This window comes from Streptomyces sp. NBC_00122 (assembly GCF_045160845.1).
Lineage (GTDB): Bacteria > Actinomycetota > Actinomycetes > Streptomycetales > Streptomycetaceae > Streptomyces.
Genome location: NZ_CP108191.1, coordinates 2,380,738 through 2,404,652, shown reverse-complemented (window position 1 = coordinate 2,404,652; position 23,915 = coordinate 2,380,738). Strand labels below are relative to the sequence as shown.

The following is a 23,915-nucleotide window of genomic DNA, read 5'->3' as shown; positions in this document are numbered from 1 at the left end:
CCGGAGGGTCCCGGACCGCGGCCGCACCCGCGCGGCTTCCGGTCCCGTTCGTGGTGGTACGCCCGCTTGGGGTGATCCGCTCGCCGCGGTCCGCGACCCGCTGCCGGGACCGCCTCTGCGGCGACCGTGCAACGGTTGGGTCCATCCCCTCACCATGGCCGGAATCGCTGTATACGCTCAGACCCTGAATCCCTTTTCCGCACGGCCTGTCAGGAGCACCGATGCACGGCCCCGGCTACCCGCCGCAGCATGGTCACCAGCCCAATACCGGGGCTGTGGTGACCCTGCGCGTGCTGTTCTCGCTGCTGCCGATCCTGACCTGTGGCTTCCTGGCCTGGGGCTCGATGCTGAGGCTCGCGCTCGTGACCCGCGCGGCCCGCGACTGGGCGCTGCTCGCGGTCAGTTTCGTGCTGTCCGTCAGCTGGGTCGTGCTGATCGGCCTCGACCCGACCCCCGACACCGACGGCTGGCAGGGCAACACCGGAGCCTTCGGCACCCTCATCACCGGCCTCGCGACCTGTGTGTACTTCCTCGTCGCCGACATCCGGCACTACGAGAAGCGGGCGGCCGTCCCGTCCGCGCAGTGGTACCCGCCGGCGCAGCCCGCCCGCCCCGCCTACGGCTACCCGCCCGCGCAGGCTCCCGCCCCGGCGCCCCTGCCCCCGCAGGTCCCGCCGCAGCCGACCCCGCCCCCGCGCATCGGGCAGGTCCGCGCCGAACTCGACGAGCTCAGCGAACTGCTGCGCAAGCAGACCCCGCCGCCCGGCGGTCCCTACCAGGACCCGAACACGACCGCGATCCAGGACCCGAATCAGTGACCGACCGGCTCATCGGAGACCGCTACCAGCTGGCCTCCATCCTGGGACAGGGCGGCATGGGCCAGGTCTGGACGGCGTACGACAAGCGCTTGGACCGCCGCGTCGCCGTCAAACTGCTGCGTCCCGACAAGGTCGCCGGCCCCGGCACCGTCGCCGAGGAACTGCGCCGCCGTTTCGTGCGCGAGTGCCGGGTCACGGCGCAGGTGGACCACCCCGGTCTGGTCACCGTGCACGACGCGGGCAGCGACGGCGACGAGCTCTTCCTCGTCATGGGATACGTCGAGGGCACCGACCTCGCCGACCACATCGCCCAGCACGACCCGTACCCCTGGCAGTGGGCGGTCTCGGTCGCCGCGCAGCTGTGCTCGGTCCTCTCGGCCGTGCACGCCGTACCGATCGTCCACCGCGACCTGAAGCCGCGCAACGTGATGGTCCGCCCGGACGGCACCGTCCTGGTCCTGGACCTCGGCGTGGCCTCGGTGATGGACACCGACACCACCCGCCTCACCAGCACCGGCACGCCGATCGGCAGCCCCGCCTACATGGCGCCCGAGCAGGCCATGAGCGGCGCGGTGGGCCCGTACACCGACCTCTACGCGCTGGGCGTGCTGCTGTACGAACTCCTCAGCGGAAACGTCCCCTTCGCCGGGTCCACCGCCCTGGGCGTGCTCCACCGCCACCTGTACGAGCCCCCGGCCCCGGTCCGCCCCAAGCGCCCGGAGATCCCGGCGGAGCTGGAGGCGATCCTGCTGCGCCTGCTGGCCAAGGACCCGCAGGACCGCCCCGCCTCAGCGCAGGAGGTCTACGAGGCCCTCGCGCCGCTGCTGCCCGCCGCCGGCAGCCGCACCCCCGTGGGCCCCCTCGACCCGACCCGCCCCTTCCTGCGCCCGCACGCCCCCTGGCCGGACCGGGCCACCGTGATCCCGCCCCAGCCGACGTCCCCGCCCACGGCGCAGCCCGACATCCCCGGCGCCGTGGACGAGGCGCGCAAGCTGCTGGACCAGGGGCAGCTGACCCAGGCCGGCGACATCCTCGGCGGGATCCTCCCGGCCGCCGCCGCCCAGCACGGCGAGCACTCGCCGGTGGTCCGCTCCCTGCGCAAGCAGTACGCCGCTACGCTGATGGACGACGGCCAGTACCGCCGCGCCCTGCCGGAGCTGCGCCGTCTGGCCGACGAGTTCCCGGCCGGTGACCCCCAGTCGCTGCGCTTCCGCTACGACTCGGCGCAGTGCCTGGAGCAGCTCGGCGAACCGGCCGCGGCCCTGGCGGAGTACCGCTCGCTGCTGCCGCTCTTCGAGAACCACTACGCCAACCCGGACCCGGGACTCCCCCTGGAGGTCCGCCGCCGGATCGCGCACCTGCTGCTCTCCCTCGGCGACCGGCAGGCGGCCCACGAGACCCTGGCCCGCCTGCTGTTCGACGCGGAGCGCCTGCACGGCCCGAACCACCCCTTCCCGGGTGAGGTCCGCCGCACCCTGCACTGGCTCGGTCAGGTCCGCTGACGCCGCTGCCCGTGACGCCGCTGCCACAGGGCAAGGACCGGTACGACGGTCAGGGCCAGGGCGGCCACCGCCGCGCCCGGGATGAGACCCGGGGGGCGGAAGGTGCAGTCGAGGCGGGTGGTTCCGGGCTCCAACGGGACCGCGACCAGGCCCAGATAGGCCGACGCCGGACGGTCGTTGCAGCTCCACCCCGAGATCGCGGGGACCGACAGGACCGCCGTGCCCGTGCTGCCCGGCGGGAGCGTGGCCCGGACCCGCGAGGAGCCGACCACGACCGACGTGGCGGCCGTGGCGCGCAGCCGGTCCACGGCCGCGTCCAGCCGGCCCCGGTCCAGGCAGGACAGCGTCCACCGCGCGGGCGCGGCCTGGTCGAAGACCAGCGGTGAGGACTCCCCCCGCGAGACGCCCAGCGGCTGGACGGCCGCCCGGTTGCGCGGGGCGTTGCCGTTCAGCCGCAGCGGCGGGCCGCCGACGAGCCGGGCCGTCGCGTTGTACTCCGGCGCCCACAGGTAGGCCTCCGTGCCCGCGCGGCAGATCCCCGGCGCAGCTGGGTCCTCGTACACCCGCGCGCCCAGCAGCAGTTCCTGGTTGGCGAAGGGGGAGTCGCCGTAGGCGGCGGGAGCGCCCGGCGGGCGGGTCGTGACCAGCGGAGGGACCTCGGCGCGGGCGACCGTGCCGTCCGGCCGCAGCCGGGCGCCGACCGCGAAGACGGCGTCCGTCACCGGGTTGTCGATGCTCTGTACGTTGCGCCCGCGCGAGGTCCAGCCCGCGCCCAGCGCCACCATCGTCCGGGTGAACACGTCCGGGGTGTGGCTGCTGTAGTACGAGCCGCCCTCCCCGCCCAGCAGCATCGGGTCGTTGCCCGTCAGGGCCGGCCGACTCGGGTCGGTCCGGTACGCCGGCCAGCCCTCGGCGCCGGCCAGGGCCTCGGCGCGCGCGGTGTGCGCCGAGGACCAGGACGGGTAGTCGTCGAGGCCGCCCAGCTTGCCCTTGTGCCCGTACGCGGTCGTCGCGGCGGCCTGGCCGACGAGTACGGCCGCCAGGAGCGCGGCCGCCGGGAGCGCCAGGCGGCGGTGGCGCAGCTGCAGCGCCCACCAGCCCGCGGCGGCCAGCGCCAGCCCGCCGCCGAAGAGCACGTACCCCCACGCCGTCGTCAGCGTGCTGCCGCGTGCCCACAGCGCCGCGGCCGCCAGCAGGCCCGCTCCCGCCGCCAGCGCGCGCGGCCCCGGCAGCCCCGCCGAGAGTCCGGTCCAGGCGGCGAGCACGGCGATCCCGGCCAGCACGAAGGTCTGCCGGTACGGGCTTCCGTTCGGGGTCGCGAACAGGTGCCAGGCCAGGTGCGTCGGCGCCCACTGGAGGGAGAGCGCCACGGCCGCCGTCAGCCCCGCCCACGCCAGCCGGGTGCGCGGCGGCACGGCCCGGTGGAAGGGGAGCGCGGCCACCAGCAGCAGTGTCCCGGTGCCCAGGAAGACGGCGGGGGAGGAGAAGGAGTACGTGGCCGGCATCAGGCGGGCGAAGAGGTCCGCCCAGGACACCGGCCTGAACTCCTTGACCCAGCCCGGGTAGGCCTGCCCGGAGCTGAGGAACAGGGGGGCCAGGACCGGCGCCGCGAGGGCGATCCCCAGCACGGTCGTCGCGGCCGCCCGCCCGATCACTGCGAGCCGGGTCCGGACCCCCTCACGCGTCAGTACCACCCGTACCAGCAGCACCAGCGCCGCACCCAGCGTCGCCATGTAGGCGGTGTAGAAGTTCGCCGTCCAGCAGACGGCGACGACCAGCGGCGACAGCACGATCCGCCGCCCGCGCAGGGCCCATTCACCGGTCAGGCACAGCAGGGGGAAGGCGATCAGCCCGTCGAGCCACATCGGGTTGTAGGAGGCCTCGATCACCGACCAGCCGCACAGCGCGTACGAGGCCCCGAGCAGCCCCGCCGCCCACCAGGCCCCGCGGCGCTGCGTGCGCAGCAGCCAGGTCATCGCCGCCGCCGCGGCCGCCGTCTTCAGGACGGTGACCACGTACACCGCGAGGTCTATGCCGTCGCGCGGGAAGAGACCGACCAGGACGGAGAACGGGCTGGTGAGGTAGGTCCCGAGGTCGGGCAGGAAGCTGGTGCCGTATCCGGACTGCCAGTTGAACAGCAGTCCGCCCCGCGCGCGGCCGTGCAGGAGGTCCCACAGGTGCGCGTGGAAGGGGACGAACTGATTGCCGAGGTCGTTGATGCTGCGGTGGCGTGGGCCGTACGGGAAGACGCGGGCCACGGCGTCCCCGGCGCACACGGCCACCACCGTGAGCAGGGCGGCCAGGGCCGAGCCGAGCAAGCTCAGGCGGCGCGGTGAGCCGTGCGGCGAGCGGTGCGGTGTCGACATGGTGGGCCGACCTTGGCAGCACGGGAGGGCCGGAGGGTGGCCGCGGAGTGACCCCGACACGAACAACCGCGCACCCCGACACCTCGGGAATCGTTGGTCGAACCGGTGGCCCGGACCACCGCGACCTCATACCATCGATCACCGCACGGCCCTTGTGCACCGACGCACAATCTCCCGGCCCTGGAGGCTCCTTTGCACCGTCGCACAGCGCTCTCCGTCTCCGCCGCCCTGCTCCTGGCGGCCCCGCTGCTGGCCGCCTGCTCGGGCGAAGCCCGCCCCGGTACCGCGGCCGTCGTCGGCGGCGAACGCATCACCACCTCCGCACTCCAGGCACAGGTCAACGACGTGCGCGCGGCGCAGAACAAGACCGGGCAGGCCGCCGCCGAGCTCATCGCGAGCACCCCGAACCTGGAGCGGGAGCGGCTCGACTCGATCCTCCAGAACCGGATCATCGACAAGATGGCCACGACGGCCGGAATCGCGGTCTCCACCAAGGAGATCGAGGACGAGCGCAAGGCGTACGTGGAGGACAACAAGGGAGCGGAGCAGTTCGAGGCGCTGCTCCTGCAGAAGGGCCACATGGCCCCCGGCCAGGCCGACCGGTTCATCCGGGACCGCGTGCTGCTCACCAAGCTGGCCGCCAAGTACGGGAACGGGAAGCTGGAGGAGCCGGCCCGGGCCGCCGCGAAGGCCCTGCGCATCGAGGTCAACCCGCGCTACGGCGCCTGGGACGCCCAGCAGATCAAGCTCGGCACCGGACAGACCCCCTGGATCACCCAGCGGACCCGGCCCGAGCAGGAACCCGCCGGAGCCTGACACCGACCGGGGCCCCTCCGGGCCGCGGGACGGCGGACGGAGGTAGGTTCGGAGGGTGACCGACCACGACCCCTCCGAATCCACCACGGCCGAGCCCACCGGCCGCATCGTCCTGCTGACCACCAGCCACCGGGTCGCCCCCGGCGTGCTGTCCTGGCCCGCGTGGCAGGCCCTGCACGCCGCGGACCGGGTGGTCTGCGCCGACCCCGGCCACCCGCAGCTCCCGTACCTGCGGGAGGCGGGTGTCGAGGTGGTCCACGAGAGCCCGGAGGCGCACGCGCTGGTCGAGGCCTGCGCCGGCGGCCGCACCGTCGTGGTGCTCCCGGGCGGCGAGGGTGACCAGCGGCTCACCGACGGGCTGGCGCGCCTGGCCGGATCGGGCCGGGTCTCCATGCCCGACCTGGAACTGCTGCCCGGCTCGTACGACCTGCCGGGTGCCCGTCTGCTCGACCTGGTCCAGGTGATGGACCGGGTGCGGCGCGAATGCCCTTGGACGTCGCGGCAGACCCACCGGGGGCTGGCCAAGTACGCGATCGAGGAGGCGTACGAGCTGGTCGAGGCGATCGAGGACGGGGACCGGGAGGAACTGCGGGAGGAGCTCGGCGACGTCCTGCTCCAGGTGGTCTTCCACGCCCGGATCGCGGAGGAGGGCACCGGGGACGGCGACGAGGCGTTCTCCATCGACGACGTGGCCGGGGCCCTGGTGGAGAAGCTGATCCACCGCCACCCGCACGTCTTCGGCGACGAGACGGCCGAGACTCCGGAGGACGTCAGCGCCCACTGGCAGCGCACCAAGGCGGCCGAGAAGCGGCGGGAGTCCGTCACGGACGGGATTCCGGTGGGCCAGCCGGGCCTCGCGCTCGCGGCCAAACTTGCGGGCCGGGTGCGTACGGGCGGCGTGGCCGTCGAACTGCCCCGCGGTGAGGGCATCGGGTACGAGCTGCTGGAACTGGCGGCGCGCGCCGAGGCGGAGGGGATCGACCCCGAGACCGCGCTGCGGGCGGCGGCCCGCGTCTACCGGGACGCGATCCGTGCGGCCGAGGGCGTCGGCGAGTAGCCCTCAGCAGCGGTATGGCGTCTCAGTCGGCCCGGGGCGCGCGGCCCGCGGGGTCGTGCCAGTGAGGCGGCGGGCGGTTCAGGAACCATTCCCCGAAGCCCAGCGGGCGGCCGTTCGGGCCGTGGCCCTTTCCGGCGTCGGGGACGGAGTCGTAGAAGATCCGGCCCGGTCGGGCGCCGAGCTCCTCCAGGAGGTACGCGGTCTCCTCGACGAACGGCGGCGGCCCGCTGAGGTAGACGTCCTGGTCGGGCCACAGGGCCCGGTTGCTGAGCGCGGTGGCCAGCCGGTCGGTGGCCTGGTTGCGGTGCCGCCCGGGAGCGGGCGTGATGTAGGTGACGCCGAGCCAGTCGCAGGCGGCGGCCCACTCGTCGATCAGCGGGCGGTCGTAGAGGTGGGCCGGGTCCCGTCCCACCACGAAGAGCCGCACGTCCTGGTCGGGCGGGTGTTTCCCGAGATCCTCCAGCATGGCCCGGACCGGCGCCCAGCCGGTCCCGGCGGCGATGAAGCTGGCCGGGCGGTCCGCGCGGCGGAAGGTCAGCTGCCCGCCGGCGGCGGCGAGCCGCAGGCGCTCGCCCGGCTGGACGTCGCGGACCAGGGCGGTGCTGACCCGCCCCCGCTGGATCCGGCTGACGTGCAGGTCCAGGGTGCCGTCCGGGCGGGGTGCGTTGCCGATGGAGTACGTGCGCCAGGTCTTCGGGACCCGCTCGCTGCTCACGCTCGTGTACTGGCCGGGTACATAGGGGAAGGGGGCGTGCGGCGCCAGGGTCAGCACGCCGATGTCCTTTCCGTACTGGAGGTGGCGCACGACCTCCGCGTCCCACCAGGGCGGGTCCTCGGCCGCGGCGGCGCCGGCCGTCATCGTGTCGGCGATCACCTGGTACGCCTCGCTCCATGCCTTCTCCACCGTCGGGGTCCACGCCGATCCGGAGGTCGCGGCGAGGGCGGCGAGCAGGCTTTCGCCCACGGCCGCGTAGTGCTCGGGGCGGGCCTGGAACTTGCGGTGGTCGCGGCCCAGCTCATGGAGATAGGGGACGAGGGTCTCGTTCTCCAGGTGGGCGATCACGTGGGTGAGCGCGGCGAAGAGCCGGTCCCGCTGTCGCTCCATTTCCTCGAAGGAGGCCGGGAAGAGCTCACGGACTCCGGGGTTGTGCCAGAACAGGTGGGAGTAGAAGAACTTGACCGCGTGCTCGGCCCGTCTCTCCACCACCGCGAAGCTGCTTTTCAAGATCCTCACATCCACAAAACCGAAAGTAGGAATGTCGGAGAAGATGAGGTCAAGTGATGGCAGATCTACGGACAGCCGCGACGAACCACCCATATGGGATCGGGGTCGGGTGCCGGGATACGGTCAGCAGGTGCATGAGCAGACCCCCGCAGCCTCCGCCGACACCCCTTCGACCTCCCCTTCCCGCCGGGGACCGACCCTGTTCGACTGGGAGTTCGCGACCGATCCCTACCCCGCCTACGCCTGGCTGCGCGAGCACGCGCCGGTGCACCGCACCAAGCTCCCCAGCGGGGTCGAGGCCTGGCTGGTCACCCGGTACGCGGACGCCCGCCGAGCGCTGGCTGACCAGAGGCTGAGCAAGAATCCGGACCGCCACGAGGGACACGCCAAGGGCAAGACCGGGATCCCGGGGGAGCGCAAGGCGGAGCTGATGACGCATCTGCTCAACATCGACCCGCCGGACCACACCCGCCTGCGGCGGCTGGTGGCGAAGGCCTTCACCCCGCGCAGGGTCGCCGAGTTCACCCCGCGCGTGCAGGAGCTCACCGACCACCTCATCGACGGGTTCGCGGACAGGGGGGAGGCCGACCTCATCCACGAGTTCGCCTTCCCGCTCCCCATCTACGCCATCTGCGAGATGCTCGGCGTACCGCGCGAGGACCAGGACGACTTCCGCGACTGGGCCGGGATGATGATCCGGCACGGCGGCGGACCGCGCGGCGGTGTCGCCCGCTCGGTGAAGCAGATGCGGACCTATCTCGGTGAACTCATCCATCGCAAAAGGGATGATCTGGGCAATGATCTGATCTCGGACCTGATCCGGGCGAGCGACCACGGCGACCACCTCACGGAGGCCGAGGCCACCGCCATGGCTTTCATCCTGCTTTTCGCCGGTTTCGAGACGACCGTGAACCTCATCGGCAACGGCGTCCACTCCCTCTTCATGAACCCCGGCGAGCGCGAGCGCCTCCAGCGCTCCCTCGCCGCGGGCGAGAGCGGCCTGCTGGAGACCGGGATCGAGGAACTCCTGCGCTACGACGGCCCGGTGGAGCTGGCCACCTGGCGGTTCGCCACCGAGCCGCTGACCCTCGGCGGGCAGTCGATCGCGGCCGGGGATCCGGTCCTGGTCGTCCTGGCGGCGGCCGACCGCGATCCCGGGCGGTTCGCCGAGCCGGACACCCTCGACCTCTCGCGCACCGACAACCAGCACCTCGGATACGGGCACGGCATCCACTACTGCCTGGGTGCTCCGCTCGCGCGACTTGAAGGAAAGACGGCGCTTGCGACTTTGCTCACGCGTCTGCCGGATCTGGAACTCGCCATTCCGTCAACTGACCTGCGTTGGCGCGGTGGTCTGATCATGCGCGGTCTGCGCACCCTACCCGTGCGCTTCACACCCCGAAACATTTGAAGGTCATCTGACCGAAAGTCAGTAGCAGACCCGAGTTGTGACAATCGTTCGAGGGCCGCTAGGTTCTGCCGTTACCCAGCCGTTATGCGAAAGGTGCAGCCTCATGCGTTCCGGGAACGGCCGTCACAGACGCCCCCGTCAGGTGCCCGCGATAGTCGTCACCGCAGGAGTCACAGGCTCCGCGCTGGCACTGCCGCTTCTTGCCGCCACCAACGCCTCCGCGGCCGACACCTCCACGTGGGACAAGGTCGCCGAATGCGAGAGCGGCGGCAGCTGGAGCGCCAACTACGGCAGCGGCCAGTACGGCGGCCTCCAGTTCAGCCAGGACGAGTGGCAGAGCGCCGGCGGCTCCGACTTCGCCAAGCGGCCCGACCTCGCGAGCCGGTCCCAGCAGATCGCCGTGGCCGAGCGCATTCTGGCTTCCCAGGGCCCGCAGGCGTGGCCGCTGTGCGCGGCGTCGGCCGGGCTGGAGGGGCAGAGCCCCGCCGCGGTCGTCGACCCCGGCCTGCCCGGCGGTTCCGCCGTGAAGGGCCCGGCGCCGACTCGGCCGGACGAGGACGTGCCCTCCACGGGGAAGGGGAAGCCGTCCACGGACTTCGGCGCTCCCACCCCCGCCCCGAGCCCGTCGGCCACCCCGTCGTTCGTCATTCCCGACGGCCCGCTCGCGCCCTCCCTCGGACTGCCCGTCATGCCCTCGCCGGACGAGGTGACGCCGACCCCGACCGCCCCGGGCGCACCGACCGCCCCCGTGGACCCGAACGCGCCCACCACGCCGCCCGGCACCCCGGGCCAGCCCCCGGTGACCCCGGCCGACCCCGCGGCCCCCACCACTCCTGGCGCCACGACGGACCCGACGGCACCGGCCACCCAGGGCGCCCCGGCCACCCCGGGCACCTCCACCGGCCCCACCGCACCGCCCGTCACGGCAGCTGAGGGCAACGGCAAGCACCGCGGAGCCCCCGCGACCGAGACGCCGGCCGCATCTGATGCCGCGTCGGCCCCCTCGTACACCGTGCAGGCGGGCGACAGCCTGGTCACCATCGCGGATGCCAAGGGGGTCAAGGGCGGCTGGAAGGGGCTCTACGCGGCCAATGAGCAGGTCATCGGCGGCAACGCGGATCTGATCAAGCCCGGACAGAACCTGGATCTAACCGTGCAATAAGGACACTTGAGCCATCCGGAAAGAGTCGATTGTCCGTTTTCTGTAAGTGAGACATGCGTCTCTTCCGGTCAACTGGCGTGTCTCGCCCCGGGGCTTCCGCAAACCCCGCCCTCACCTGCGCAAACACCCGTACTGGCAGCGCAAGTAGGGGTCGTCTCCCCCCGATGTCGGTCGTTGAACATCGGGGGGAGACCTGTCTACCTTCTGAATCGCTCGCCACCGCGAGCTCCTTCGACCGCATCGCCGAGTCCTGCCGGCGGACGGAGGGAACAGTCGTCGCGTCAAGCGCCGAAGGCAGGAGCGGGGGAACCAAGGTAGGTGCCGGGAGCGGCCGTTGAGAGACGGTCACGCCACCGGCTAGGGGTTAAGACGTGCGCTAGGTCGCACGGCCGGGCAACTCACTCGCCCGAACCCGACAGCTCACCTCGTAGGCGTCGGTGAGGAGAAACTCCATGCTGCTTTCCGGCAAGGGCAAGCACCGCCGCGGTACCGCCATCGAGCGCACCGCCCGCATCGTCACGCTCGCCGGTGTCGCCGGTGTGGCCGTCGCCGCCCCCCTGATGGCCGCCGGCTCCGCCAGTGCCGCCACCTCCTCCGAGTGGGACCGCGTCGCGCAGTGCGAGTCCGGCGGCAACTGGGCCATCAACACGGGCAACGGCTACTACGGCGGCCTGCAGTTCTCGTCGTCCACCTGGGCCGCGTACGGCGGCAAGGCGTACGCCGGGCAGGCCAACCAGGCCTCGAAGTCCCAGCAGATAGCCGTCGCGGAGAAGGTCCTCAAGGGCCAGGGCAAGGGCGCCTGGCCGTCCTGTGGCGTGGGTCTGTCGAACTCCTCCTACAGCGGGGGCGGCGCGGCCGAAACCCCGAAGCAGACGGAGAAGAAGACCGAGACCAAGAAGACCCAGCCGAAGAAGACCGAGCCGAAGAAGGAGACGAAGCGCTCCGAGGCCCCGGCCCCGACCACCCGCTCCGAGCGCTCCGAGGCCCCGGCCCCGAAGACCGGCAACGGCTCGTACGAGGTCAAGTCCGGAGACACCCTGGGCACCATCGCCGAGGCCAACGGCGTCAAGGGCGGCTGGGAGAAGCTCTTCGAGCTGAACAAGGACATCGTCTCGGACGCCGACCTGATCTTCCCGGGTCAGAAGCTGAAGCTCAGCTGAACACTGCGGCAATAGCCGCAGGAGTCGCAGCAACGCTCACCATCCCCACCGCCCGGCGCGTCTCCCCCCACGCGCCGGGCGGTGGTGTGTGCGGCTGCAGAACCCCCGTCACCGAGGCCTCTATGTCCGGGAAGAGGGGTATTCGGGCCCTTTTTCGTCCCAGGAACCGGGCGGTCGGCAGGGTGAGTGCCCGGATCCGGTTAGGCTCTAGTCGGCCAGGCCGTCCCACGGCCTGACGCCACCGCACACCCAGCGTCACATCCCAGAAGGAGATGCTCGTGCCGTCCATCGACGTCGTCGTAGCCCGGGAAATCCTGGACTCCCGAGGCAACCCCACGGTCGAGGTCGAGGTGGGCCTCGACGATGGCAGCACCGGCCGTGCTGCAGTTCCGTCCGGCGCCTCCACCGGTGCATTCGAGGCCATCGAGCTCCGTGACGGTGACCCCAACCGTTACATGGGCAAGGGTGTCGAGAAGGCCGTCCTCGCCGTCATCGAGCAGATCGGCCCGGAGCTCGTCGGCTACGACGCCACCGAGCAGCGTCTGATCGACCAGGCCATGTTCGACCTGGACGCCACCGACAACAAGGGCTCCCTCGGCGCGAACGCCATCCTCGGCGTGTCCCTCGCCGTCGCGCACGCCGCGTCGGAGGCCTCGGACCTTCCGCTCTTCCGCTACCTCGGCGGTCCGAACGCGCACCTGCTGCCCGTTCCGATGATGAACATCCTCAACGGGGGGTCGCACGCCGACTCCAACGTGGACATCCAGGAGTTCATGATCGCCCCGATCGGCGCGGAGTCCTTCTCCGAGGCGCTGCGCTGGGGTGCCGAGGTCTACCACACCCTCAAGAAGGTCCTGCACACCAAGGGCCTGTCCACCGGTCTCGGTGACGAGGGCGGCTTCGCCCCGAACCTGGAGTCCAACCGCGCCGCGCTCGACCTCATCATCGAGGCCATCAAGCAGGCCGGCTACACCCCGGGCAAGGACATCGCGCTCGCCCTCGACGTCGCCGCGTCCGAGTTCTACAAGGACGGCAAGTACGAGTTCGAGGGCCAGTCCCGCTCGGCCGCCGAGATGACCGACTACTACGCCGAGCTCGTCGAGGCGTACCCGCTGGTCTCCATCGAGGACCCGCTGTTCGAGGACGACTGGGCCGGCTGGAAGACCATCACCGACCGCCTGGGCGCCAAGGTCCAGATCGTCGGCGACGACCTCTTCGTCACCAACCCGGAGCGCCTGGCCCGCGGTATCGAGGAGGGCTCCGCGAACGCCCTGCTCGTGAAGGTGAACCAGATCGGTTCGCTGACCGAGACCCTGGACGCCGTCGAGATGGCCCAGCGCAACGGCTTCAAGTGCATGATGTCGCACCGCTCCGGTGAGACCGAGGACGTCACCATCGCCGACCTCGCCGTCGCCGTGAACTGCGGCCAGATCAAGACCGGCGCCCCGGCCCGCTCGGACCGCGTCGCCAAGTACAACCAGCTGCTGCGCATCGAGGAGATCCTCGACGACGCCGCGGTGTACGCGGGCCGCAGCGCCTTCCCGCGCTTCAAGGGCTAATCACGCTCTTGCTTCCGTACGTCCCCGCACTCGGTCCCGTACCGTGTGCGGGGACGTATTGCGTAGTGCGTACACAGGGGAGGCGGGACCAATGGCCGGGAACCGTGATCGGTTCTCCACCTTCTCGACCGCGACCAGGCTCAAGCAGCTCGGCGAGCGGACCGCCGCCCACGTCTACCGCTCGCAGTCGCGCCGCCAGGTCCGCCGCAGCCGGCTCACCGGCCGCGCGGCCCTCCTCGTGCTCGTCCTCTGTACGCTGGTCGTCGCCCTCGCGTATCCGATGCGCCAGTACGTGTCCCAGCGCTCGGAGATCGCGAAGCAGCAGCGGGCCGCCGCCGCCGCGCGGGACCGCCTGGAACGGCTCCGCGACGAGAAGGCCCGCTGGCAGGACAACGCCTACGCGGAGCAGCAGGCGCGCAAGCACCTGCACTTCCTGCGCCCGGGGGAGATCGGCTACATCATGACCGACCCCGGGGCGCAGGGCGCCGAGCAGCACCGGACCGGCCAGGCCGGCTCGGACCGCCCCTGGTACTCCAACGTCTGGGACGGCGTCGACAAGGCCGACCGCCCCGGCGACTGAACCAGTTCCACCCGTCATAGAACCGCGAACGAAGAGACTCCCTCCAGGCATGCAGACGCCCCCGCCCCAGACCGACCGGACCGAGCCGACCGACGCGGACATCGAGGCGTTCGAGCAGCAGCTCGGACGCCCGCCGCGCGGGCTGCGCGCCATCGCGCACCGCTGCCCCTGCGGCCAGCCGGACGTGGTGGAGACCGCGCCGCGGCTCCCCGACGGCACCCCCTTCCCGACGCTGTACTACCTGACGTGCCCGCGCGCGGCCTCCGCGATCGGCACGCTGGAGGCCAACGGCGTGATGAAGGAGATGCAGGCCCGGCTCGCCGAGGACCCCGAGCTCGCCGCCGCCTACCAGGCCGCGCACGAGGACTACATCCGGCGCCGCGACGCCATCGATGTGCTCCAGGGCTTCCCGAGCGCCGGCGGGATGCCGGACCGGGTCAAGTGCCTGCACGTCCTGGTCGGCCACTCCCTGGCCGCGGGCCCGGGCGTGAACCCGTTCGGCGACGAGGCCCTGGCGATGCTGCCGGAGTGGTGGGCCAAGGGCCCCTGCGTCACCCCGTGCGGGGACAAGGAGGACCGGGCGTGACCCGGGTCGCCGGCATCGACTGCGGTACGAACTCCATCCGGCTGCTCGTCGCGGACTACGACCCCGCGACGGGCGAACTGGTCGAGCTGGACCGGCGGATGATCATCGTCCGCCTCGGCCAGGGTGTGGACAAGACCGGCCGCCTCGCCCCGGAGGCGCTGGAGCGCACCTTCGCCGCCTGCCGCGAGTACGCGGCGGTCATCGAGGAACTGGGCGCCGAGCGGGTGCGCTTCGTGGCGACCTCGGCTTCCCGGGACGCCGAGAACCGGGACGAGTTCGTCCGGGGCGTCGTGGACATCCTGGGCGTCGAGCCCGAGGTGATCTCCGGCGACCAGGAGGCGGAGTTCTCCTTCACCGGCGCCACCAAGGAGCTCACCGCGCACGAGCTCCCCCAGACTCCGTCCGGGAGGACCCCCATGGAGCGGCCGTTCCTGGTCGTGGACATCGGCGGCGGCTCGACGGAGTTCGTGGTCGGCGAGGAGCACGTCCGGGCGGCGCGTTCCGTGGACGTGGGCTGCGTCCGGATGACCGAGCGCCACCTGGTGGTGGACGGCCAAGTCACCGACCCGCCGACCGAGGCGCAGATCGCCGCCGTACGGGCCGACATCGAGGCGGCGCTGGACCTGGCGGCCGAGACGGTCCCGCTGGCCGAGGCCCGCACCCTGGTGGGCCTGGCCGGCTCGGTGACCACGGTCGCCGCGATCGCCCTCGGGCTGCCGGAGTACGACTCGGCGGCCGTCCACCACTCCCGGATCTCCTACGACCAGGTCCGCGAGATCACCGGCCGGATGCTGACGTCGACCCACGCCGAGCGCGCGGCGATCCCCGTGATGCACCCGGGCCGGGTGGACGTGATCGGCGCCGGCGCGCTGGTCCTGCTGGCCATCATGGAGCGCATCGGAGCCTCGGAGGTCGTGGTCTCGGAGCACGACATCCTCGACGGCATCGCGATCAGCGCCGCCGAAGAGGCCGAGACCGACAAAGGGCGGGTCTGACCTGCCGAATCGCTGAACGACGGTGCTCCGGTCAGTCGACCGGAGCACCGTCGTCGTGCCGGAGTCAGATGGTGCGGTAGATGTCGCGCCGGTCGCCGACCTTGACGACGAGGATGACGAGCTCGCCGTCCAAGACCTGATAGGCGATCCGGTACGTACCCACCCGGAGCCGGTAGAGCCCGGACGGCCCGGTGAGCTTCTTGACGTCGGCGTCCTCGCCGTACGGATCGTCTTCCAGCGCGGTCAGTGCGGCGAGGACGCGCATTGCGGCCGGTGCGACCCTTCGAATCCTCCGCCCATGAGGGGGACTTCGAAGGAAAAGGGGGGTCCGAGGGGGCCTTAAGTCCCTTGATCCACATGAACTTCGTGAAGTTCTTCACAAGGAAAAGACGCCGGACGGGTCGACGGAAGGGCCGTTCGGGCCTCTTCGGAGGCCCTCGGGGCCGTTTCGGCGCCCGTTTGTGCGAAGTGCGGACACGACGTGTTCCGTGTCAGAGGTACCGACGAAACCTGGTGGTCCAGTCCGCTTGAGCGCCTGAAGGCCAGCTCAGAACGGGTATTCAACGACTCCCGTTGCACCGTGGTTCCCGTTGCGCGGCATGACCCACGTCACGTGGGCCGCGGAGTGTAGCAGAGGCCCTCCGACTCCTTGTGAAGGGGCTCACGAGCGACACCCCATTGGGTGCTGGATACTCGTTCCATGAGCACCACGGAGCGTCCCAGGATCCTCGTTGTAGGAGGTGGGTACGTAGGCCTGTACGCGGCCAAGCGGATCATGAAGAAGATGCGCTATGGCGAGGCGACCGTCACGGTCGTCGACCCGCGGTCGTACATGACCTACCAGCCCTTCCTCCCCGAAGTGGCCGCAGGCAGCATCTCGCCTCGGCACGTCGTCGTCCCGCTGCGACGCGTGCTGCCCAAGGCAGAGGTTCTCACCGGCCGGGTCACCAGCATCGACCAGGACCGCAAGGTCGCCGTCGTCACGCCGCTGGTCGGCGAGGCGTACGAGCTGCCCTTCGACTACCTGGTCATCGCGCTCGGCGCCGTCTCCCGCACCTTCCCGATCCCCGGCCTCGCCGAACAGGGCATCGGCATGAAGGGCGTCGAAGAGGGCATCGGCCTGCGCAACCACGTCCTCGAACAGCTCGACAAGGCCGAGTCCACGACGGACGAGAACGTCCGCCGCAAGGCCCTCACCTTCGTCTTCGTCGGCGGCGGCTTCGCCGGTGCGGAGACCATCGGCGAGGTCGAGGACATGGCCCGCGACGCCGCGAAGTACTACTCCACGATCAAGCGCGAGGACATGCGCTTCATCCTGGTCGACGCGGCCGACAAGATCCTTCCCGAGGTCGGGCCCAAGCTCGGCACCTGGGGCAAGGAGCACCTCGAGTCCCGCGGCATCGAGATCTACCTCAACACCTCCATGGACTCCTGCGTGGACGGCCACGTGGTGCTGAAGAACGGCCTCGAGGTCGACTCCAACACCATCGTGTGGACCGCCGGCGTCAAGCCGAACCCGGCCCTGGCCCGCTTCGGCCTGCCGCTGGGCCCGCGCGGCCACGTCGACGCCGAGCCGACCCTCCAGGTCAAGGGCACGGACTACATCTGGACCGCCGGCGACAACGCCCAGGTTCCGGACATGGCCTCCCGCAAGGCCGGCGTCGAGAACGCCTGGTGCCCGCCGAACGCCCAGCACGCGCTGCGCCAGGCCAAGGTCCTCGGCGACAACGTCATCTCGGGCATGCGCGGCTTCCCGCAGCACGAGTACTCGCACTCCAACAAGGGTGCGGTGGCGGGCCTCGGCCTCCACAAGGGCGTCGCGATGATCGTCATGGGCAAGATGAAGATCAAGCTCAAGGGCCGGCTCGCCTGGTACATGCACCGTGGCTACCACGGCATGGCCATGCCGACCTGGAACCGCAAGATCCGCGTCTTCGCCGACTGGACCCTCGGCATGTTCCTCAAGCGCGAGGTCGTCTCCCTCGGTGCGCTGGAGACCCCGCGCGAGGAGTTCTACGAGGCCGCCAAGCCGGCCCCGGCCGCCGCGGCTCCGGCCCAGAAGGCCAAGGCCTCCTGACCCGGCTGCGACCGGAGCTTTCCAGCACGACCCCGAAGGGGCCGCCCGCCATCCGTGGTGCGGGCGGCCCCTTCGGCGTGTTTTCCGATTGACCGCCGCCGGAAATGGGTAGGCCGATCCGTCGGAACTCATCGGAGGTGCCTGCCATGACCGACGCCGCGCCGCGGCTGGCCGCTCTTGCCGAGACCTTGCTGGGCGCCCCGCTGCCCGTGCGCATACGGGCCTGGGACGGCAGTGAAGCCGGACCGTCCAGCGGTCCCGTCCTCGTGCTGACGAACCGGCGCGCCCTGCGCCGCATGCTGTGGAAGCCGGGCGAGCTGGGCCTGGCCCGCGCCTGGGTCGCCGGGGACCTGACGGTCGACGGCGACCTGTTCGAGCTGCTCGACCGGGTCGGGGGCCTGCTCTGGGAACGGGAGAGCCGCACGGCCGCCCCGGCCCTTCCCCGCGCCGGCCTGGCCAAGCTGGCCGTCCTGCGCCCGTACCTGCCCGCGCGCGCCTCCGGCGCCGTCGGGACCGCCTCCGGCACGCTCGCGCTGCTGCGCGACCCGGCCGCGCGGGCCGCCGTACGCGAACTCACCGCGCTGGCCCGCCCGTGGCCCGCGCCCGCGCCGCCGCCCGAGGAGGCGAGCGTCCGCCGCAACGGGGCCGCGCACACCAAAGGCCGCGACCGCGCGGCCGTCATCCACCACTACGACGTCGGCAACGAGTTCTACGGGCACGTGCTGGGCCCGTCCATGGTGTACTCCTGCGCCTACTGGAGCCCCGGCTCCACCCTGGAGGACGCCCAGCGCGACAAACTCGACCTGGTCTGCCGCAAGCTCGACCTCGCGCCCGGCACCCGGCTCCTCGACGTCGGCTGCGGTTGGGGCTCCATGGCCCTGCACGCGGCCCGGGAGTACGGAGCCCAGGTCACCGGCATCACGCTCTCGCGCGAGCAGGCCGCCCACGCCCGCAAGCGGGTCGCCGAAGAGGGTCTCGCCGACCAGATCGAGATCCGGGTCCAGGACTACCGGGACGTCAGGGACCGGCCGTACGAGGCCATTTCCTCGATCGGCATGGCCGAACACGTCGGCTCCGCCCGCTACCGCGAGTACGCGGGCACCCTGTTCGGCCTGCTGAGCCCCGGCGGCCGCCTGCTGAACCACCAGATCGCCCGGCCCCCGGAGCCCGACGAAGAGGCGTACAGGGTCGACGAGTTCATCGACGCGTACGTCTTCCCCGACGGGGAGCTGTCCCCGCTCGGCAGCACCGTGGGCGAGCTGGAGCGGGCCGGCTTCGAGGTCCGCGACGTGGAGGCGCTGCGCGAGCACTACGCGCTGACGCTGCGGGCCTGGGTGGCGCGGCTGGAGGAGCGCTGGGACGAGGCCGTACGCCTGACCTCCCCCGGCCGGGCCCGGGTCTGGCTGCTGTACATGGCGGCCTCCGCGCTCGCCTTCGAGCACGGCCGGCTCGGCGTCAACCAGGTGCTGGCGGTGCGGCCGGGGTACGGCGGCGCGTCCGGGCTGCCGCTGCGGCTGCGCACCTGGGGCGCCGGGTAGGAACGCCGGAAGGGCCCGGGGCGTGTGCCCCGGGCCCTTCCGTGTCCCGATGTTCCGTCCGCGTTCCGCTTCCTGACGGGGCTACTCGGTCTTGATGGCCGTCAGCATGTTCAGGCGGGCGGCGCTGCGGGCCGGCCACATGGCGGCCAGGACACCGACCAGTCCGGCGAGCGCGAGGAACACTCCGATCCGGTCGTAGGGGATGACCAGCGCGTAGCCCGGGATGGAGGCGGCGATGGTCTTGCCGCCGGCCCAGGCGAGGAAGATGCCGACCCCGATGCCGAGGACCGCGCCGAAGAGGGAGATGACCACGGCCTCCAGGCGGATCATGTTCTTGACCCGGCCCCGGTCGAGCCCGACCGCCCGCAGCATGCCGATCTCCTGCTGGCGCTCGTAGACGGACATCGCCAGGGTGTTGATGACGCCGAGGACGGAGATGATCAGGGCCATGCCGAGCAGTCCGTACATGACGTTCAGCGCCATGTTGATCTCGCCGGCCATCTGGTCGCGGATGTCGGCCTGCGTGGAGACCTTGATGGCCGGGTTCTTGCCGAGGGCGTCGATCACGGCCTGCTGGCTCGCCTTGGAGGGGCCGCCGTCGACCTTGACGAGGACCTCGGGCAGGTACTGCTCTTCGTTGTGTGCGGCGAGGATCTTGTAATCGAAGACGTAGTCGCCGAGCTGGCCCTTGTTCTCGAAGATCGCGCCGATCTGGAGCTTGGCCTGCTGGCCGTCCTCGTACTGGGCATCGACGGTGGAGCCGGGCGCCAGCCCCTGCTTCTTCGCTTCCTCGGCGGAGACCAGCAGCTTGCCCTGGCCCAGGGAGGCGAGGTCGCCGCCGGTGGTCTTGACGGTCAGCACCTGGGACAGGGCAGCCGGGTTGACGCCGCTGACGAGCTGGAATTTGCCGCCGATCTTGAACATCTCGGTGGTCTTCGGCGAGACGGCGCTGACGCCCTTGCCCTTCTCCAGCGCGGGGAGCACGGACTTGTCGAGGTTCATGCCCTCGGCGGCCATGGTGACCCGGTAGTCGGCCTTGATGTTCTGCGTGGTCGCCTTGTCGATGGCCTGGCCGACGGTGATGCCCATGACGGACATCGCGGTGACCAGGGTCAGGCCGATGGTCAGGGAGGCGGCGGTGACGGCGGTACGGCGCGGGTTGCGGACGGCGTTCTGCGCGGCGAGCTTGCCGGCGACGCCGAAGACCTTCTCCAGCGGCGGGCGGACCAGGGCGATGACCGGGCGGGACAGCATCGGCAGCAGCACGAACAGGCCGATGAGCAGGAAGAACGCGCCGCCCGCGATGACCATGCGGCCGTCGCTCTTCTGGCTGACCCCGAGCATGACCACACCGACGCCGATGAGGGCGAGGAGGCTGCCGATGATGTTGCGCACGACGAGGGACTTCATGGTGGCCGGGAGGTGGGCACTGCCCATGGCGGCGACCGGGGCGATCTTGGCGGTCCGGCGGGCGGGCAGCCAGGCGGCGAGCATCGTCACGAGGACACCGATGACCAGCGCGATGACGATGGTGCCCGGGGCGATGATCAGCGGACCGGCGGGGATCTTGGCGTCGAAGAGGTCCATCGCGGAGCGCATGGCGACCGCGAGGCCGATGCCCGAGACCATTCCGATGACCGAGGAGACGAGGCCGACGACCCCGGCCTCGGCGAGGACCGAGCGCTTGACCTGGCCGCGGTTGGCGCCGATGGCGCGCAGCAGGGCCAGTTCCCTGGTGCGCTGGGCGACCAGCATGGTGAAGGTGTTGTAGATCAGGAAGATGCCGACGAAGAGGGAGACGCCGGCGAAGATCAGCAGGCCGGTGCTCATGCCGGACATGGCCCGCTCGATGTCCTTGGCCTGCTGGGCCGCGAGGGCGGCGCCGGTCTTGGCCTGGGAGTTCTTGGAGATCAGCGGCTTGACATCGGCCAGCAGCCGGTCGGCGGTGGTGCCGGCCTTGGCCCCGATGGAGAGCTCGCTGTAGAAGCCGGGCTGGAGGTAGAGCTCCTGGGCGACCTTGGTGTCGAACAGGACGAGGCTGCCGCCCGCGTTGACCGCGCCGTCCTCGGTGGTGAAGATGCCGGAGAGGGTGTACTCCTTGACCGGGCGGTTGGTGGCGACGCCGATCTTGTCGCCGACCTCGTACTTGCCCTTGGCCGCGCTCTCCTTGTCGAGGGCGATCTGGTCGTCCTTGACCGGGCCCGTGCCGTCCGTGAAGTGGTAGCGCGGGTCCTTGCCGTCCTTGACGGGGTCGAAGTTGGAGCCGGCGTTGGCCCAGCCGCTGCCGATCAGCTTGCCGTTCTCGTCGCCGACGCCGGCAAAGCCCTGGACGCGGCCGGAGACGGAGTCGACCCCGTCAAGGGTCTTGATCTTGTCGAGGGTCTGCTGGCTGATGCCGGGCTCGCCCTGCTTCTGGCCGTCCTCGTCACGGTGGCGGCCGTAGTCGGTGACGGAGACCGCGACGCCTTCGTAGGACTTCGCGGACTGGCTGGACATGGCCTTGCCGAGCGTGTCGGTGAAGACGAGGGTGCCGGAGACGAAGGCGACGCCGAGTGTGACGGCGAGCACCGTCATCAGCAGTCGGGCCTTGTGCGCGAGGACGTTGCGCAGGGCGGTACGGAACATGGGATCTCAGTCCTGGGGCTGGAGGTCTGTGTGCGGAGGGCTGCGGGAAGCCGCTGGGCGGCGGGGCTTCAGCTGGTGCGGCCCTTGGCGTCGAACGCCTTCATGCGGTCCAGCACGCCGTCGGCGGTGGGGCTGAGCATCTCGTCGACGATGCGGCCGTCGGCGAGGAAGATGACGCGGTCCGCGTAGGAGGCGGCGACCGGGTCGTGGGTGACCATCACGACGGTCTGGCCCAGCTCGCGCACCGAGTTGCGCAGGAAGCCGAGGACTTCGGCGCCGGAGCGGGAGTCGAGGTTTCCGGTCGGCTCGTCGCCGAAGATGATCTCGGGGCGGGAGGCCAGGGCGCGGGCCACGGCGACGCGCTGCTGCTGGCCGCCGGAGAGCTGGGTGGGACGGTGGGTGAGGCGGTCGGCCAGGCCGACCATGCTGATCACCGACTCCAGCCACTGCTTGTCGGGCTTGCGCCCGGCGATGTCCATGGGGAGCGTGATGTTCTCCAGGGCCGTCAGGGTCGGCAGCAGGTTGAAGGCCTGGAAGATGAAGCCGATCTTGTCCCGGCGCAGCTGGGTGAGCTGCTTGTCCTTGAGGGAGCCCAGTTCGGTCTCGCCGATGCGCACGGAACCGGAGGAGAAGGTGTCCAGGCCCGCGACGCAGTGCATCAGCGTGGACTTGCCGGAGCCCGAGGGGCCCATGATCGCGGTGAACTGCCCCTGGGCGAAGTCCACGGAGACGTTGTCCAGGGCGACCACCTGGGTCTCGCCCTGGCCGTACACCTTGGAGAGGCCGGTGGCGCGGGCGGCCACGGCCTGGATGGTGTGCGGGGCGTAGTTCGTGGTGGTCACGGAAGCGACTCCTGTCAGGGCGGGGGACTGCGGACCGGTCGCGGTCCGCTCATCGGCGGGACGTTTCCATCGTCGCCGCGCCCACCCCCGCTCCGGATCAGCCGAGGTGCCCCTTTCCCTGGCCCACTTGAGTCTGACGCGGGCATGCCGCTCTCCCCCTCTGGTATGACAGGAGCCCTGACGGGGAGGGAGAAGCCGGGGCGGAAGCCCGGCCCGGGAGCGGGGTGGCGTACGGGTGGCGCGGCCATCGAAATCCCGTCAATCCCAGGTCGCGCGTGATCGTCGCCGAGAAGGGGCCCACCGTGCGTTCTCGGGCCTGACGCACCCTCAAGCGCCAATAAAATCAGACAACATCGGATAGACGGCCCGTTGGCCGCGATGGCGTTCCGGATAGGCTCGGCTCAGCGTTCAAGGCTTTTTCACGGGGGCCGCCACGCCCTGCCCGGATGGTGGAATGCAGACACGGCGAGCTTAAACCTCGCTGGCCTTCGGGCCGTGCCGGTTCAAGTCCGGCTCCGGGCACTCCGCAGCTCCCTGCACGTCCCGCGAGGCCCGGCGGAGCTCCCCGAGGTCCCCTTCGTTTATCACCTGCGCTTCGCCGCGCCTTCTCTTAAGATCCTCCTCCAGCAGTAGGGTGCTTTCTTTGCGAGCGCATTACTCTTGATGCGAGGCCGCGCTCGGTGGCCACGGAGGAGTGAGATGAGGAGCAGTAACCCGGTCTTCTCGCGACGGGGGTTCAGCCGCGACAACGGTGGCTACGCGGGGTTCGACGCGCAGTACCAGCAGGCCGGGACCGCGACCAACCCGTACGCGACCAACCCGTACGCGACCGACCCGGCCATGGGCATGCCGCAGGCGCCGGCGCGCGCCAACGTGATGACCATGGACGACGTCGTGAGCCGTACGGCCATGACGCTCGGCACGGTCATCCTGACGGCGACCCTCGCCTGGGTCCTCCTGCCCGTCGACCCGGCCAACCTGAACAAGTCGTACGCCATCGGCGTCGGCGCGGCCATCGTCGCGTTCGTGCTGGCGATGGTCCAGTCGTTCAAGCGCAAGCCGGTCCCGGCGCTGATCCTGGGCTACGCGGCGTTCGAGGGTGTCTTCCTCGGCGTCATCAGCGCGGCCACCAGCACCTACCTGGGCGCCGGCGTGGTCATCCAGGCCGTGATGGGCACGATGTGCGTCTTCGCCGCCGTGCTCTTCGCCTACAAGATGGGCTGGATCCGGGTCAACCGCCGTTTCTACGGCTTCGTGATGGCCGCGGCCCTGGGCTTCATCCTGCTCATGGTGGCGAACACGCTCTTCGCGGTCTTCGGCGGCGGTGACGGCCTCGGCTTCCGCAGCGGCGGCCTGGGCCTCCTGTTCGGCGCCATCGGCGTCATCCTCGGAGCCTGCTTCCTCGCCCTGGACTTCAAGCAGGTCGAGGACGGCGTGGCCTACGGCGCCCCGCGCGAGGAGTCCTGGCTGGCGGCCTTCGGCCTCACCATGACCCTGGTGTGGATCTACATGGAGATGCTGCGCATCTTCCAGATCCTGTCGGGCGACGACTAGCAGGGACGGCGGTCGTCCCGACCGCCGTCCACAGCCTGGGGA

At 71.1% G+C, this 23,915-nt stretch carries 19 protein-coding genes, 1 tRNA gene and 1 riboswitch; of the genes, 15 read left to right on the top strand and 5 right to left on the bottom strand.

The genetic code is table 11. From position 1 onward, the window contains the following. The first annotated feature begins 278 nt into the window (after positions 1-278). Complete coding sequence (locus OG737_RS11270) at positions 279-818, top strand: hypothetical protein (protein WP_328926062.1); 540 nt, start codon at positions 279-281, stop codon at positions 816-818. Then, a complete protein-coding gene (locus tag OG737_RS11265; protein ID WP_328926061.1) occupies positions 815-2,320 on the top strand; it encodes a serine/threonine-protein kinase in 1,506 nt (501 codons plus the stop codon). Before OG737_RS11270 ends, OG737_RS11265 begins: the two co-directional genes overlap by 4 nt. Here OG737_RS11265 and OG737_RS11260 read toward each other — a convergent pair. Beyond that, complete coding sequence (locus tag OG737_RS11260; protein WP_405921478.1) at positions 2,308-4,686, bottom strand: YfhO family protein; 2,379 nt, start codon at positions 4,684-4,686, stop codon at positions 2,308-2,310. The genes OG737_RS11265 and OG737_RS11260 overlap by 13 nt on opposite strands. A 192-nt stretch (positions 4,687-4,878) precedes the next feature. Between OG737_RS11260 and OG737_RS11255 the strand changes: the two genes are divergently transcribed. Further along, entirely contained in the window at positions 4,879-5,502 is a 624-nt protein-coding gene (locus OG737_RS11255; RefSeq protein WP_328926059.1) for a SurA N-terminal domain-containing protein, read from the top strand. A gap of 55 nt (positions 5,503-5,557) precedes the next feature. Beyond that, complete coding sequence (locus OG737_RS11250) at positions 5,558-6,559, top strand: nucleoside triphosphate pyrophosphohydrolase (RefSeq protein ID WP_328926058.1); 1,002 nt, start codon at positions 5,558-5,560, stop codon at positions 6,557-6,559. 22 nt (positions 6,560-6,581) lie between these two features. Here OG737_RS11250 and OG737_RS11245 read toward each other — a convergent pair whose 3' ends face one another. Then, the gene (locus tag OG737_RS11245; RefSeq protein WP_328926057.1) at positions 6,582-7,793 is read right to left on the bottom strand and encodes a globin domain-containing protein; all 1,212 of its coding nucleotides are present in this window, start codon (positions 7,791-7,793) and stop codon (positions 6,582-6,584) included. Positions 7,794-7,914: 121 nt separating this feature from the next. Between OG737_RS11245 and OG737_RS11240 the strand changes: the two genes are divergently transcribed. The 7 genes from OG737_RS11240 to OG737_RS11210 all read left to right on the top strand — a co-directional run bounded on the left by OG737_RS11240 (position 7,915) and on the right by OG737_RS11210 (position 15,237). Next, positions 7,915-9,195, top strand: a complete 1,281-nt coding sequence (locus OG737_RS11240) for a cytochrome P450 (RefSeq protein ID WP_328926056.1) — start codon at positions 7,915-7,917, stop codon at positions 9,193-9,195. 103 nt (positions 9,196-9,298) lie between these two features. After that, positions 9,299-10,357, top strand: a complete 1,059-nt coding sequence (locus OG737_RS11235; RefSeq protein ID WP_405679819.1) for a transglycosylase family protein — start codon at positions 9,299-9,301, stop codon at positions 10,355-10,357. Between the two features lie 276 nt (positions 10,358-10,633). Beyond that, positions 10,634-10,806: riboswitch (cyclic di-AMP (ydaO/yuaA leader) on the top strand. Between the two features lie 3 nt (positions 10,807-10,809). Further along, positions 10,810-11,517 carry a transglycosylase family protein gene (locus OG737_RS11230; RefSeq protein WP_328926054.1) on the top strand — a complete coding sequence of 236 codons (708 nt, stop codon included), beginning with the start codon at positions 10,810-10,812 and terminating at the stop codon, positions 11,515-11,517. 272 nt (positions 11,518-11,789) lie between these two features. After that, positions 11,790-13,076: a phosphopyruvate hydratase gene (eno, locus tag OG737_RS11225; RefSeq protein ID WP_030028493.1), complete on the top strand. Its 1,287-nt coding sequence runs from the start codon at positions 11,790-11,792 to the stop codon at positions 13,074-13,076. A 91-nt stretch (positions 13,077-13,167) separates the two neighbouring features. Continuing rightward, the gene (locus OG737_RS11220) at positions 13,168-13,656 is read left to right on the top strand and encodes a septum formation initiator family protein (RefSeq protein WP_328926053.1); all 489 of its coding nucleotides are present in this window, start codon (positions 13,168-13,170) and stop codon (positions 13,654-13,656) included. A 49-nt stretch (positions 13,657-13,705) separates the two neighbouring features. Then, positions 13,706-14,242, top strand: coding sequence for a DUF501 domain-containing protein (locus OG737_RS11215; RefSeq protein WP_405679821.1), 537 nt, complete (start codon positions 13,706-13,708; stop codon positions 14,240-14,242). Further along, on the top strand, positions 14,239-15,237 hold the full coding sequence (locus OG737_RS11210) for an exopolyphosphatase (protein WP_405679822.1): 999 nt from the start codon (positions 14,239-14,241) through the stop codon (positions 15,235-15,237). Before OG737_RS11215 ends, OG737_RS11210 begins: the two co-directional genes overlap by 4 nt. A gap of 64 nt (positions 15,238-15,301) precedes the next feature. Here OG737_RS11210 and OG737_RS11205 read toward each other — a convergent pair whose 3' ends face one another. Next, a complete protein-coding gene (locus OG737_RS11205) occupies positions 15,302-15,526 on the bottom strand; it encodes a type II toxin-antitoxin system RelE/ParE family toxin (protein WP_328930291.1) in 225 nt (74 codons plus the stop codon). A gap of 411 nt (positions 15,527-15,937) precedes the next feature. On the opposite strand from OG737_RS11205, the gene OG737_RS11200 reads away from it, so the two are divergent. Together OG737_RS11200 and OG737_RS11195 are read left to right on the top strand one after the other, a co-directional pair. Then, positions 15,938-17,314 (top strand): NAD(P)/FAD-dependent oxidoreductase, encoded by a 1,377-nt coding sequence (locus tag OG737_RS11200; RefSeq protein WP_328926050.1) that lies wholly within the window; start codon positions 15,938-15,940, stop codon positions 17,312-17,314. A gap of 146 nt (positions 17,315-17,460) precedes the next feature. After that, positions 17,461-18,852 (top strand): cyclopropane-fatty-acyl-phospholipid synthase family protein, encoded by a 1,392-nt coding sequence (locus OG737_RS11195; RefSeq protein ID WP_328926049.1) that lies wholly within the window; start codon positions 17,461-17,463, stop codon positions 18,850-18,852. 81 nt (positions 18,853-18,933) lie between these two features. Here the strand turns inward: OG737_RS11195 and OG737_RS11190 are convergent, their stop codons facing one another. Together OG737_RS11190 and OG737_RS11185 are read right to left on the bottom strand one after the other, a co-directional pair. Beyond that, positions 18,934-21,477: an FtsX-like permease family protein gene (locus OG737_RS11190; RefSeq protein WP_328926048.1), complete on the bottom strand. Its 2,544-nt coding sequence runs from the start codon at positions 21,475-21,477 to the stop codon at positions 18,934-18,936. A gap of 68 nt (positions 21,478-21,545) precedes the next feature. Then, a complete protein-coding gene (locus OG737_RS11185; protein WP_328926047.1) occupies positions 21,546-22,319 on the bottom strand; it encodes an ABC transporter ATP-binding protein in 774 nt (257 codons plus the stop codon). Between the two features lie 440 nt (positions 22,320-22,759). On the opposite strand from OG737_RS11185, the gene OG737_RS11180 reads away from it, so the two are divergent. Both OG737_RS11180 and OG737_RS11175 read left to right on the top strand, forming a co-directional pair. Beyond that, positions 22,760-22,841, top strand: a tRNA-Leu gene (locus OG737_RS11180). A 177-nt stretch (positions 22,842-23,018) separates the two neighbouring features. Further along, positions 23,019-23,873, top strand: a complete 855-nt coding sequence (locus OG737_RS11175) for a Bax inhibitor-1/YccA family protein (protein ID WP_405679823.1) — start codon at positions 23,019-23,021, stop codon at positions 23,871-23,873. The last annotated feature ends 42 nt before the right edge of the window (positions 23,874-23,915 follow it).